Origin of the sequence: Streptomyces sp. CB00455 (assembly GCF_001905445.1) — a bacterium.
Lineage (GTDB): Bacteria > Actinomycetota > Actinomycetes > Streptomycetales > Streptomycetaceae > Streptomyces.
Map to the genome: position 1 here is coordinate 99,943 of NZ_LIVQ01000012.1, position 13,043 is coordinate 112,985.

General features: G+C 69.7%; 11 protein-coding genes. 3 read left to right on the forward strand and 8 right to left on the reverse strand.

Features of this window, described 5'->3' with window-relative positions; all coding sequences use genetic code 11:
* Position 1 precedes the first annotated feature (1 nt).
* The 5 genes from AMK16_RS31815 to AMK16_RS31835 all read right to left on the reverse strand — a co-directional run bounded on the left by AMK16_RS31815 (position 2) and on the right by AMK16_RS31835 (position 5,961).
* Positions 2-1,855: a CRTAC1 family protein gene (locus AMK16_RS31815; protein WP_073920804.1), complete on the reverse strand. Its 1,854-nt coding sequence runs from the start codon at positions 1,853-1,855 to the stop codon at positions 2-4.
* Positions 1,856-1,911: 56 nt separating this feature from the next.
* Positions 1,912-2,898, reverse strand: coding sequence for a DUF1702 family protein (locus AMK16_RS31820; RefSeq protein WP_073920805.1), 987 nt, complete (start codon positions 2,896-2,898; stop codon positions 1,912-1,914).
* Between the two features lie 152 nt (positions 2,899-3,050).
* On the reverse strand, positions 3,051-4,040 hold the full coding sequence (locus AMK16_RS31825) for a DUF1702 family protein (protein ID WP_073920841.1): 990 nt from the start codon (positions 4,038-4,040) through the stop codon (positions 3,051-3,053).
* Positions 4,041-4,215: 175 nt separating this feature from the next.
* The gene (locus AMK16_RS31830; RefSeq protein WP_073920806.1) at positions 4,216-4,659 is read right to left on the reverse strand and encodes a winged helix-turn-helix transcriptional regulator; all 444 of its coding nucleotides are present in this window, start codon (positions 4,657-4,659) and stop codon (positions 4,216-4,218) included.
* Between the two features lie 99 nt (positions 4,660-4,758).
* Positions 4,759-5,961 carry an IS701 family transposase gene (locus AMK16_RS31835; RefSeq protein WP_073920807.1) on the reverse strand — a complete coding sequence of 401 codons (1,203 nt, stop codon included), beginning with the start codon at positions 5,959-5,961 and terminating at the stop codon, positions 4,759-4,761.
* A gap of 426 nt (positions 5,962-6,387) precedes the next feature.
* Here AMK16_RS31835 and AMK16_RS31840 point away from each other — a divergent pair, with 426 nt between their 5' ends.
* On the forward strand, positions 6,388-6,999 hold the full coding sequence (locus AMK16_RS31840) for a TetR family transcriptional regulator (protein ID WP_443333628.1): 612 nt from the start codon (positions 6,388-6,390) through the stop codon (positions 6,997-6,999).
* A gap of 241 nt (positions 7,000-7,240) precedes the next feature.
* Here AMK16_RS31840 and AMK16_RS31845 read toward each other — a convergent pair whose 3' ends face one another.
* Both AMK16_RS31845 and AMK16_RS31850 read right to left on the reverse strand, forming a co-directional pair.
* Positions 7,241-8,197 carry an NAD-dependent epimerase/dehydratase family protein gene (locus AMK16_RS31845; protein ID WP_073920809.1) on the reverse strand — a complete coding sequence of 319 codons (957 nt, stop codon included), beginning with the start codon at positions 8,195-8,197 and terminating at the stop codon, positions 7,241-7,243.
* The gene (locus AMK16_RS31850) at positions 8,194-8,820 is read right to left on the reverse strand and encodes a ScbR family autoregulator-binding transcription factor (protein ID WP_073920810.1); all 627 of its coding nucleotides are present in this window, start codon (positions 8,818-8,820) and stop codon (positions 8,194-8,196) included. Before AMK16_RS31850 ends, AMK16_RS31845 begins: the two co-directional genes overlap by 4 nt.
* Positions 8,821-8,931: 111 nt before the next feature.
* On the opposite strand from AMK16_RS31850, the gene AMK16_RS31855 reads away from it, so the two are divergent.
* The gene (locus AMK16_RS31855; protein WP_079191874.1) at positions 8,932-9,879 is read left to right on the forward strand and encodes a ScbA/BarX family gamma-butyrolactone biosynthesis protein; all 948 of its coding nucleotides are present in this window, start codon (positions 8,932-8,934) and stop codon (positions 9,877-9,879) included.
* A 315-nt stretch (positions 9,880-10,194) separates the two neighbouring features.
* The gene (locus AMK16_RS31860; RefSeq protein WP_073920811.1) at positions 10,195-11,910 is read left to right on the forward strand and encodes a hypothetical protein; all 1,716 of its coding nucleotides are present in this window, start codon (positions 10,195-10,197) and stop codon (positions 11,908-11,910) included.
* Between the two features lie 4 nt (positions 11,911-11,914).
* Here AMK16_RS31860 and AMK16_RS31865 read toward each other — a convergent pair whose 3' ends face one another.
* A complete protein-coding gene (locus tag AMK16_RS31865) occupies positions 11,915-12,775 on the reverse strand; it encodes a DUF6008 family protein (RefSeq protein WP_443333629.1) in 861 nt (286 codons plus the stop codon).
* Between the last annotated feature and the right edge of the window lie 268 nt (positions 12,776-13,043).

The window sequence follows — 13,043 nt, forward strand, 5'->3', positions numbered from 1 at the left end:
GTCACTTCTCCTTCGCCTGGGTGCCGAGCTCGACGTTGTGCCAGCCGGGCGTGAGCTTCAGCTGCTGCTCGTGGACGGATCCGGTGCGGTCGCGCCAGGTGAGCTTCACGGGCAGCGGGCCCTTGATGCCCTCGCCGAGACCGATGTGGACGTCGTTGCTGCGCTTGCCGGAGTGGCCGCCGCCGCCGTCGACGCGGGCGACGCGCATGCTGCCGTCGGGCAGCTCGACGCAGACCTCGGCGCCGATCGCGGGCGAGCCGGACTCGCGGTCGAGCTTGAGCCCGAGGAACGAACCGGTGCTCTCGCTGACGTTGTGCAGGAAGACGGGCTCGCCCCACTGGCGGGCGACCGCCAGGTCGAGCCGGCCGTCGCCGTCGACGTCGCCCGTGGCCATACCGCGGGTCGGAATGGGCTCGGCGATGCCGAGGGCCTTGGCCAGGTCGACGTAGCGTCCGCTGTCCTTGTCCTTGGAGAAGAAGCGCATGTGCTGGCCGCCGGCCAGGTCGTCGCCGTGGCGCACATTGGGCCACCAGGTCGGGTTCGAGGTCAGGGCGTCGTTGGCGGTGGCCAGCTCCTGGAGCTGGGGCCAGCGGTTGGTCTTGCCCTTGACGAAGCCGAGCGCCTGGGTGATCTCCAGGGTGCCGTCGTTGTCGAAGTCACCCGTCTTGATGTCCCAGCCCCAGCCGGACCAGGCCACGCCCAGGTCGGCGGACTCGTCCTTGTACGGGGCCTCGCCCTCCTTGAAGCGGCCCTGGAGCTCGGCCTTGCTCTTCGCCTGGTTGATGAAGGCGAAGTTGGACTCCTGGATGCCGAAGGAGGTGGTGATGTTGCTGACGAACATGTCGTACAGGCCGTCGTTGTCCAGGTCCCCGAAGTCGGCTCCCATGCCCTTGAAGGAGCTGCGTCCGAGCTCCTTCGACTTGGGCACGGTGCCGCTGTGCACGGACTTGACCTCGCCGAATTCGATCTTGCCCGGCTTGGACTTGTTGTACAGCAGCCCCGAGGTGCCGAAGTCGTGGGCGAGGAAGACCTCCGGCAGGTTGTCGCCGTCCAGGTCGGCCGCGGTGGCGCCGAGCGTCCAGCCGTGGTTCAGCCCCTGCGGGATCGCGTCGTCGGTCTTCTCGTACCCGTCCTTCGTCCAGCGGAAGAAGTGGCCGCCGCCGCCGTTCTGGGCGTGGGAGAGCGACTCGTTCATGACCACGTCGCCGTCCTTGGTGTCATCCAGGACGGGGCTGTCGGGGAAGTAGTTGCCGATGAAGATGTCGTCGTGGCCGTCGCCGTCGAAGTCGGCCACCGCGGCGGCGTTGGAGTTCCACAGCGGGCCGGTGTACAGCGCGCCCGGCTGGCCCGGGATCAGCTCGGTGGGCGTGAAGGTGGCGGCCGACAGCGGCTGGCCCTTCACGTTCTTGTTCTGGAAGATGACGGGCGTGCGGCCCCAGTAGTAGACGAGGACGTCGGTCGCGCCGTCCTCGTTGAAGTCGCCGGGCACACAGCCCATCGGCGCCATCGTGGTGCTGGTGCCCAGCGGCTTGGGATCGAGCGCGAACGGCGCGTACGCCCCGTCCTTGCGCGTCGGCGCCGGGGTGACGACCGCCTGGTCGATCCGCGGGTCGTTCACGCACAGGTCGTTGGGCAGGCCGTCGCCGTCGATGTCGTTGACCGCGATTCCGGCGCCGACCGAGGAGATCCATCCCTCGATGTGCCGGTATGCCTTGTTGACCTTTCGGACTTCCTGCTTGGGAAATCCGGAGGGCATCGCGATCGACAGCGACTCGAAACCGAAATTCTTCGCGATCTTCTCGGTCTCGGCCGCCGAGGAAACGGGCAGGCGAACACCGTAGAAAGTGCCGACCATCAGGGCAAGAGCGACAATTCCTGGCGCATTCCTATGCGCCCAGTTCTTTTTGGCCGTCACTGGTCGGCACCTTTCCGGGTGAGAGAGAGGGAAGAAAGCTCGGCGGAGACGCCGCGGCGCCACGATTCGTAGGCGGGAGAGTCGCCCTGGCCCTGGGTGGCGGGGCGCAGCCGGACACAGACCCCGGCCGCCTGCTCGGCGGTCGTACCGCAGACGACGCGGGCGGCGAGGTGGGTGTGGTCGATGATCGTGTCGGCCTTGATGCGGGCCTCGATCGCGAAGGCGGAGCCCTGGGCGAGCGACCAGCGGTGCTCCCCGGCGCCCTCGACGAAGCGCGCGAGCTCGGCCTCGGTGACACCACCCGCGTACGTGCAGGCGAGGCCGGCGCCGGCGTACAGATCGCTGTGCCGCTCCTTGGGATAGGAGGCGATCAGGTCGGTCACGACATCGGGGTCGGTGCCGCCGACGAACCACAGCGCGCGGCCGATGCCCTGGTCGATGGCGTTCGGCGTGTAGTGGTTGTGCCCGCCGTACCAGCTGAACGGGTGCTCGGCGGCGGGCGTGCGCACGTAGGAGTCGGTCTTGAAGTAGGCCTGGTGGAAGCCGTAGCCGTCCAGGGCGAGCCAGCGCAGCAGCGGGTCGGTCTTCCTGATGTCCGGCCACAGGAGCTTGGGCAGGCGGGCCATCGCCCAGCCGACCCCGACGTAGATCATGTAGTCGTGCTGCCGGCCCTTGCCGTTCAGCAGGCCGTCGAGCCGGCCGCTGTGGCCCGGCAGCGAGTCGTACACAGCCGCGCCCATGCCCGCGCCCTCGTAGGCGAAGCCGCGCATGTCCCGCGGGACGGTCTCCAGCATGTCCTCGGCTTCGGCCGGCGAACCGGCCTCCACGGCGTAGGCATATCCCCGCAGGAACACCTCGCCGATGTTCTCCAGACGCGCCTTGGCTTCCGGATTCTTCACGTGGAACCCGCGCACCTCCATCGTCGTCTCGGAAACAGGAGGTGTGAGAACCCGACGCCGTAGCGCACCAAATACAGTGGACACCGAAGTAGACCGCCCCTCATTGAGAACCTGAAACCCCCCAGCAAACGGGAATCTATCCAGGGCCCGGGAAGGCTTCTACTTCCGCCGTGCTCAATTGGTCTGAAAATCGTCGCGGGCCCGCGGAGCGTCAATCGTCGCGGGCCAGCGGAGCGTCAGACGAGCGTTGCCGCGGAGGTGTGCAATTGCGCCCGGACATTGCGGCGCCACACCTCGTAGGCGGGCCCGACGCCGGCCTCCGGCGCGTTCGCCGCGGTGTCGTCGGCGAGCCGTGCGACGGCCTCCACGCCGAGGCCCGTGAAGGCTTCGGCGGCTGCCCTGCTGTGCTCGGGGACGAAGCCCGCGTGGTGGCGTGCCTTGGTGGCGAAGACCGAGCCCTGCGCGAGGTGGTCCCGGTCCTCTCCCGCCTCGTCGCGCAGCGCGGCGCGGTCCGCGGCGGTGGTACCGCCGGCGAAGGTCGCGGCCAGGCCGACGCCGCTCCACAGGTCACCCTGGCGCTGCGCGGCGAAGGCGCGCACGGCGGCCGAGACGTGGGCGACGTGGCCGCCGTGGATGAACCACAGGGCCCGTCCGACGCCCTGGTCGAAGGCGCGCTGGAAGTAGTCCGCGTCGCCGTCCCACAGGTAGGGGGTGTCCAGGCGCTGCCCGCCGACCCACCGCTCGGTGTCGAAGTAGGCGCGGTCGAAGCCGTACCCGTCGACGCACAGCCAGCTCATGGCCGGGTAGTACTCGGGCTCGTTCAGGTCCGGTACGAGCTTCTTCCACAGCGGGCGGGGCAGCTTGGCCATGGCGAAGCCGATGCCGATGTAGTTGAGGAAGATGTGCCGCTTGCCGCCCCCCTGCAACAGGTCGCGGGTGCGGTGGCCTCTGCCGGGTCCCATGGTGTCGCGGATCGCGCAGGCCATGGTGGCGCCCTCGTACGCGAAGCCCTGCACCTCGGGGTCGACCAGCGAGAGCCGGCGCTCGGTCGTCGCCAGGTCGCGGTCCTCGATGCCCCACTCGAACCCGGTGACGACCGCCTGCGGCACGGCCTCGAGCTTGCGGGTGCGCGCGTTCGGTTCCACGGTGAATCCGCGTCCAGCGAAGCTCACTTCGTCCAGGGACGGGGCCATGGCCAGCCTGCGCAGTGCTCCCAGTGCGGGCACGGACGCCTCCTCGTACGGGCCGCCCTGCCGGCGGCCGGAGGCCACATCGTGTGCGCCCAGGCACGGGCCGGGCATCTCCGTCCGTGCGCATCCGGCCCGACCGGTCCGCCCCGAACGGACTTGGCCAACTCGGGCGCGGGGGGGCAGGCACGGCTGACGAGTGGGCGGTCAGCGGTCAGCGGATGAGCCGCACGTCCACTTCCTCGTCATGCACCCGGCGGCCGCACTGGGTGCAGTGCAGCTCGATGTGGACCGTCCCGTCACAGCCGATGTGGTCGGCACGGCGCGGCGGGCCGAGCTCCTGGGGCAGGTTCCGGTCGCCCCACTGCATGAGGGCGATCACCGCCCGGGTGAGGTCCCGCCCGGTCGGGGTGAGCCGGTACTCGTAGCGGACGGGCTTGTCCTGGTAGGGAACCCGTTCCATGAGCCCGTGCTCGACGAGCCGGGCGAGCCGGTTGGTCAGGACGTTGCGGGCGATGTCGAGGTTGCCCAGGAAACCGTCGAAGCGTTTGATGCCGAGGAGTGCCGAGCGCACGATCAGCAGCGTCCAGCGCTCGCCGACCACCTCCAGCGTGCGGGCGAGGTTGCAGTCCTGCCCGTCGTACGTGTGTTTCAGCATTCTTTCACCCTATGCACGCCACGAGTTTCGTGAAAGGACCGGCGACCGGACGGCTGGAGCGGATGCGTGCGGGCGCCGGACGTGGCGTCGGACGGACCGTCAGGCGGCCTCCAGCAGTGGTTCCCCGCCGTCGCCGCCCGGCCGGCCGAACCTGCGGTAGGCGTGGGCGGCCGACACCAGCGTCATGTGGTGATGCCAGCCCGGGAACGAGCGGCCTTCGAAGTCGAGGAGGCCGAAGTCGTCCTCCAGCTCCCGCACGGCTTCCGCGCTGCGGTCCATCAGCCGCGTCAGCCCCAGGACCTCTTCGGTCCGGGCGTGGGTGAGGTTGGTCAGCCACAGCTTGACGGGCTGGCGGGCGCGCTCGGAGCGCACGGCGAACAGCCGGTATGTGCGGTGCACCTGCGTCCCGGCCGCCGTCGGCTCGGGCAGTCGCACGAAGCACGACATGACGGTGCTGTGCCGTCCCGGGCCACCGCCCCACGGACCCACCGTCTCGATCCGGGTCAGGCCCGCCGCGTCGAGCTCGAAGAGGCTGCGGGCAGCGAGCAGCATGCCCCGGCCGTCGGCGGTGCCGGGCCGGTGCAGCCGCAGGTGACGGCCGGCCAGCACGTGCAGGCTGCCGGGGACGGAGACGACGAAGTCCCGGCCGCGCTGGGAGAGGCCCCGCACGAGCGTGGCCGCCCCCGTCGAATCCCCGAGGTCGGCGACGACCGGCACGGGCGCGGTGCGGCTGGCGTCGGCGAGGCTGTCGACGACGTCGAGCGCGTGCTGTTCGAGCGAGCGCGGGCCGGCCTCGGCGGGGATCTTGGTGCGCTGACGGCGCGCGGGGTCCTTGATCCAGGAACCGGGGAGCAGCAGGCGCCAGTCGACGGGGACCGCGCTGTCCTGCGTGGCCAGGAACCCGCCCACGCCCACCTGGCAGGTGACGGAACGTCCGGTCGCGGGAACGAAGCGGCGGTGCACGCCGCAGGAGTGCTCCCCGCGCTTGCGCAGCACCGCGAGGTCGAGCACCCAGGCGCTCGGGGCCATCTCCCGCTCGGTCCAGCGGGTGAGTTCGCCGCGGACCGGCGCCCAGTCCCAGGGGCTGGCGTTGACGAACTGGTGCAGGGACTGCGAGGCCGTGGGCGAGTCGCAGACCGCAGCTGCCAGGCGCCGCACGGACTTCTTGCCGGGAGTGATGAGCAGGCTCTGCACGTACATCTGCGCCCACCGGCGCTGATCCATCCTCGGCAGACACTCGAAGACCCGCTCCGCGAACACGGGCATCGAGGCTCTGGAGCTCATCAAGGCGTGCATGACCATGGCGCGTTCCCTCCTGGTGTCTGCCGACGGCCGGCGACCACCATGAAAGAATAGCGAACGCCCTCTTTTTTTTGCGACTCAGGAGAGTTCTTGGACCACTTCGCCAAGTCGGGCCCCCGCGTCCGGCGTTCACCGCAGCACAGTCACGGCCCCACCCAGGAGTACCGCGGCGGCCACCGAGCCGCCGTCGCCGAGGCCGCCGACACCCCCTACACAGTGGGACTTGATGCCCTCTGGAGTTCCAGTACATCTTGGCCAACTCCGCCTTGCGCCCGGTCCGCACGGCGCTGAAGGATGGTTCTCTAACGTGAAGTCAGACTCAAGAAAAAAATCCGGATCAGTGCGCCGACGGTACGGAACCACGCCCCTCTTGCGCCCGGTAGCGAGCGCTCAACGGGAGACAGCATGGTGAAACAGGAGCGGGCGTTGCGTACGCGCACAGCTCTGGTACGGGCGGCCGCGGAGGAATTCGACCGCGACGGATATCTGGGCACGTCACTGTCACAGATCAGCAAGGTCGCCAAGATCTCGATCGGCGCCGTCACCTTCCACTTCTCGTCCAAGAATGAACTCGCCGACGCGGTGTTCGAGGAGGGCAGGGCGGTCACGGTGGCGGCGCTGGAGCAGCTGGTTTCCGCGCCGGCGCCGGCCCTGCGCGCAGTGGTCGACCTCAGCCTCGAACTGACCCGGCTGATGGAGGAGGAGACCAGCGTGCGCTCCGCCATCCGGCTCTCCCGCGAGCGCCCCGACAGCGCTTCGTGGGCGGACCTGTGGCGCCCGACGGTCCGTCAACTTCTGGACCGCGCGTACGAGAACGGTCAGCTCCGCGACGACGCTCTCCCGGCGGACGTCACGACGCTGGTCGAGACCCTGCTCGGCGGCGCGGAGGCGTACCTGCGCCGCCGGACGGAGACCGAGACGGCCTACGAAAGTGCCGTGGGCCAGCTCAAGCGCCTGTGGCATCTGGCCCTCGTGGGCGTGTCGGCCACCGGTGAGACACCCGCGGTCACCGTGCCCGCGCCCCGCTCACCGGACTGAACCGGACCACCGCACCACCCGTCGTCCCCCGTCGACGTGGTGCGGTCGCGTCCAGTGGGCACACGTGCCTGCTGGACGCTGCCCGAAGACCGCCCGGCACCGTGACTACCAGCATGCTGTCGGGCACTCGGGCACAACAGTCCGTCCGTCGCCTCCCAGGAGCCCCTGCTCTCGGGAAGCGGCGGACGGACGCCTTTCACGGAGCGTGCGGCCGGCCCCGGCCGGCCGCGTCGCAGCGGTCTCACCCGCGGGCCAGGTACTCCCGGTACCAGGGGGCCGCACCATCCAGGCGCGCCGGCGCTCCGGGACCCGGCGGGCAGCCGGCGGCCGCCCAGATCGCGGCACTGTCGTACCAGTGGTCCTCGGCCAGCAGGCCGAGCTGACGCGGGCTCACCCGGCAACCGGAAGCTCTCATGCGTTCCAGGCACTCGGCTTCGGACAGGTCCTGGTCCACTGCGGGCAGCACGCCCCGTACGGCGAGCGCCCGCACCAGATCGGCCGCGCGCACCGGATCGGGATGGCTGGCGTGCCAGACCGTACCGCCGACCGGGCGGTGGCCCAGTGCGAGACGGGCGATGAGGCGGGCGAGGTCGCCCACGGCCACCAGGGACAGCAGAGCCCGCCCAGCTCCCGGTAACGCCCTGGTGGATTGCAGCAGCTGCGCGATCGCGGGAACCACCCAGCGGTCCCCCGGACCGATCACCAGCCCCGGACGGAGCACCACCGCGCCCGCCGCCAGCGCGGGTCCCTCGGCCGCCAGCCGGGTCCGGCTGACGCCCGAGACGGGCGCGGGCGGAACACCGTCCACCGCGATCCCCCGGTGGGGCCCGGGACCGTAGACGGCCGAGGTCGACAGGTGGACGATCCGGCCGGCGCCGGCCGCCCGGGCCTGCGTCATGAGCGCCGTGGTGCCCCCGACGTTGACGGCGGCGCACAGCTGTTCGTCGGAACCGACCAGCGAGGCCAGGTGGAGCACGATGTCCGCGCCGTCACAGACCCCGCGCAGAGACCGGGGATCGGACAGGTCCGCCACCCTCCACTCGTCGGCCCGGCCGTCCGCGCGCGGGCCGCCGCGGCCCACTGCCCGCAGCCAAAGGGCGTCGGGAGCCGACTCGTCACGGATCCGCGCGAGTTCGGACAGGACGGCCGAGCCTATGAAGCCGGTCGCGCCGGTGAGTACGATCCGCCGCAGCTTCACGCAGCCTGTTCCCGGGCGTACGGTCGCAGCACGAGCCGCTCCCGGACGTGGGCGGGAGCCAGCGCCGGAAGCGTGTACTTCCACATGGAGATCAGGCGTTCAATGAGGTCCTCCCGGCCTGTGGCGATGTTCGAGTAGATCTGCACGCCGGCGAAGGCCCCGGTCAGCAACGTGGCGAATTCCCGCTCATCGACGTCGTCAAGCAGCTCACCGCGCTCGCGGGCGGCGTAGAGGAAGACGCTGAGCTGGTCCACCCACTCGTGGTAGGCGGTGGCATCGGGCTTGCCGAACTCGCCCTGCTCGACGGCGAGCCGGACGCTGGCCCGCACCAGCACGTTGGTCTGGAGGGCGTGCGCCATGAAGAAGGTCAGGTCGATCAGTCGCTGCAGGCCGGGCTGGCCCACGTTGAAGGCGACGAACTCCTGTTGCTTCGCCATCACCACGCGGGCCAGTTCCTGCTTGGACTTGAAGTGGAAGTACATGCCGCCCTGGGTGACCCCGGCGCGATCCATGATCTTGCTGATACTGGCGCCGCTGTACCCGCACTCGTCGAAGACGTGGGCGGCAGCGTAGATGATCGCTTCCCGCGTCTTCACTGCCCGCTGCTGGCGCGGTTCGGTCATCGTATGTCCCGGGGCCTCTCGACAAAAAAAACGAACGCCCTTATTTTACAGGTCGGTCCGCGCGACTGGTAGAGCGCGGGGCTTCATGTACGCACGCCCCAGGGGAGAGGCATGCTCACTACACCTGAACGCCGTCTGATAGCGGAACCCCGTCTGACCACGACGGTTCCAAGGGAGTACGTCCACAGGGCGGCTCTGTCCGAAGTGTTCCTGACGGGGTGGGAAAAGACGGGAACGGACGCCTTCACTGTCAGCGCTCAGTGGCCACGCAGCCACAGCTTCTACGCGCCGGAGCACGACATGCACGACCCGATGCTCCTGTGCGAGACGATCCGCCAGTGCGGCCTGCTGCTTTCGCACACAGGGTACGACCTTCCGCTCAGGCACCGCATCGGCTGGACCCGCATGCAGTACACGCTCAACCCGCAGGCCATGCGGGTCACGGCGACACCGGCCGAGATCACGCTGCACGTGACGTGCTCCGACATCCGCAACCACCGTTCGGTTCCCTCGTCGATGGTCATGCACATCGAGGCCGTGCGCGACGACTCGCTCCTGGCGGTGGCGAGCATCGGTTTCAGCAACTACTCCCCGGCCGTCTACGAGCGGCTGCGCGCGGGCCGGGCGGATGCCTCGCGGCTCTCCGAATCGGCGCCGATGCCGCCGGACCCGGTCTCGCGCAGCGTGGCGGGGCGCCGTCGGCGCCGGGACATCGTGCTGTCGCCCACCAAGGAGCGCTGGCGCTGGCAGCTGCGCGTGGACACCGCGCATCCGGTCTTGTTCGACCACCCGCTGGACCATGTCCCCGGGATGCTCCTGCTGGAGTCGGTCCGTCAGGCCGGCCAGGCGCTGGAGCCTTCGTGGGGCGCACTGATGCCCACGTCGATGGACGTGTCGTTCAACCGCTACGTGGAATTCGATACTCCGTGTTGGATCGAGGCGGAGACCGCGTCACCAGGAAGTGTGAGATCCAGACGGAGTGTGCGCGTAAACGGGCTCCAAGGCGGTACTTTCGCCTTCACGGCGACAACAGAGATGACGGACGTGACGTCGCTCTAAGCGCAGTGGTGGTGTTTGCAGCCTGCCCACGAACAGGTCCGATAAACAGAGGAGTTCGAGAACGGACCTGAGAGCCGACCACGACCGGTGATCGAACCCGGTGCGCCAACACCGGGGTTACGACCATCCTCTTTCCATCCGTCGAGTAGGAGCTCGACGAGCGGATGCACGCTGCGGGTGAAACCCGACAAACACGTGCGAACTGCGTTCCCTGTCCTTACCGGTGCCCCTGCAACAACCACTGCATCAGCGCAAGGCCCCTCACGTCACATAAGAGATCTCACTGAGGCCCGTCAAGAAAGGGACCCCCGTATCATGGACCAAACCGTTCCCGATTTCCAGTCCCTCTGGGAAACACTCTGGCCGGATAGCGCCACCCCCAGGACACTCCTGGCCGAATCTGGTCTGTCCGGGCTGGCTGGAGGCAGGGATTCCGCCCTGGTCAGGCCCCATGCCGGGACCCGGATCAGGACCCCGTACAAGCTCGTGGTGTTGCCCAATTACTGCGACGCGGCCCTCAGTGCGTACGTCAAGATCGCGGCGTTGGCCCGGCGTCCGGAGGGCTGCACGGCCGGCGTATCGACTCTGGCGACCTTCCTGAACGTCGGCAAGTCCACCGTCGAGCGGGGCATCCACGATCTTCGCCAGCCCGATCCGGACGGCTTCGTCGAACTCGTGGGGAACGAACGCCGCACATTGAAGGGCGGCCGGGGTACGACCGCGCGGCGCCGCATTCGCCCCATGGAGCCCTGGGAACCCTTCGTCTGGATACCGGTCCTCGCCAGTGAGAGCCTCCCCCCGCGCCTCCTGCGCGCGTACGCGGTCATCGCGTACGGCGTTGCCCGCGGCCTGCCCCTGACCGTGGCCGACGTGGCGGCGCACCTGCGCCACCAGCACGGTCCCCGCGCGGGCATGCCGATCAGCGTCGAGGCGACGAGGAAGATCATCAAACGCCTCGTGCGAAGCGGCTGGCTGATCGTGATCCCGCGGGCGGGCTATCAGGGCCGCAATCTGTACCAAGTCAACGACGAACCCATCCCGCCCCCCCTCGCACAGAAATCCGAAACAGCGTGTGCAAGTCCCCAACCCGATGACGGATCGGGTCCCCAACTTGATGACGGATCCCTCGCGTATAAGGAAGACACTAGGACTGACCGACCCGACGACAAGACCCCCCTCCCATCCGCCGGAGGCGAACTACCGGTAGTGGGCGCGAGGCCGCAGCAGCTTCGGAGCGCCGACTGCGAAGATCCGGTGGCAGTGGACGGCGGCGCGCTCCGCGCGGATGGTTCATCCCCCCTGGCCCGGCCGGTCGCCGACCGGCAGAAGACCCCACCTGCGCGCCCCGACGCCTCCCCCGCGTTCCTCAGCAGGACGACGCACACGGTGCTCCAGCCGGCTCACTTCCTGCTGGACGGCCTGCGCGGTTACGTCCTGCGCCTGATGGGCCGCGAGATCGACCGGCAGCTCGCCGACGGCGTCACGGTCGAGCGCCTCCAGGCCCGCATCACGGCCAGGCTGGCGGGGACGATGGTCTCCGAGATCAGGGACCCGGGCCGCTGGCTGCTGGGGGTGGCACTGCCCCGCTGGGGCTGCGCGGACCCGGCCTGCGAATCCGGGGTCGTCTGGCACACCGGCCAGGACTGCCGGGCCTGCACGGAAATCCGCTGGCTGCAGTCGTGCGACCGCCTGGAAAGACCACGGGCGGGCGCCCGGCCACCGGCTCCCCCGCGCCCGTGCTGCCCGACGTGCGCCCGTCCGCACCGACCCGGCGGCGAGGGGGAATGCACGACATGTGCGGAGGAACGCACGGTCCGTGCCCGCCTTGCCGCCGGCCTCCCCCAGGCCGCCGGGACGGACCCCGGGCCGCCCGCGCCCCGCTGCTGCGGCCGGAACGGTCAGTGCACCAGACCCGCTTCGCTGGACGGCATGTGCTGGCGATGCCTGACCGCCACGCCGGAACGGGTCATCCCCAGCCCGCGCCGCCGGTTCACCGTGCAGGACCACGTCCCCGCCCCGGCCGCGACATGACCCGCTACCCGGTTCGTCCGGCCAGTACCGTCTCGGCTGATCCAGCGGGTTCGGCCCCGTCGGCCGTGACCGGCTCCTGGTGGCCCTCCGGGCGCGACGTGGCCGTCCCGGCCGCCTCCGGCGTTGCGCTGACCGAGTCCGCGCCGGCCTTCGGTGCGGGTTCGGCGGAGACCGTCCCGTACCCGGCCTTGACCGCACGCTTCTCGCGCCACAGGTGGTACAGCGACAGCGCGAGGATGCCGGTGCCGACGAGGTTGGCGACGAAGTGCCACCAGACGCGGTACGTGGTCAGAGCCGGTCCCGGCGGGATCGCGCCGAACCAGGTCGACAGGCCGATGGCGCGGCTCGCGCCGAGCGCGACGGACAGGGTCAGGACGACGTGCTCCAGGCCGTGGATGCCCTGCATCCAGACGCCCATCTTGGCCCACTTGCGGGACTGGAGGTGGCCGCTGGCCCGCTTGGTGATCAGCACGATCCCGACCAGGCCGGCCAGGAAGATGAAGTTGCCGGTGAGGTGCAGGATCTCCATGCCCAAGGAGGGCTTGGTCGTGTCGATCTGCCCCATGCCGCGGGACAGGCTGTTGGCCCACGGTGTCATCCACGCCGGGGACATCGGGTGGGTGATCCAGTAGCCGGCCTGTGACACGTGCTCCTGGAAGTGGCCCAGCTGGCCCACGACCCCGAGTCCGATCAGACCGACCGACGCCTTGTACAGCCAGGGCCTGACCGCGCCCCGGTTGGCGTACGCCAGCACCGCCACAGCCGCCCACATCGCGACGGCCCAGAGGATGAAGAGCACGGCTCCCGCGGTGTCCACGGAGGACGCCATGCCGCCCATTCCTGGCATGCCCGGCATGCCTGGCATGCCTGGAGGGTGATTCATGAGGGCTCCTTCTAGGGGACGACCGGGTCCGTACGGCTGGCCGCACGGACCGGGGCCGCTCCCCCCGTCAGGGGCGTCCATTTCCGCGCGCGAGCAACACGCTAAGGAGCCGGAACACCGTCCGACTTCTTCCCACGTGCTATTCCGGCTGCCTCGCAGGCCGCGGACGGAGGCTCGCCGCGACTTCGCCAAGTCCGCGCAGTCCGTACACACGTGAGGCCCACCGCGAAGAACGCGGTGGGCCCCACGG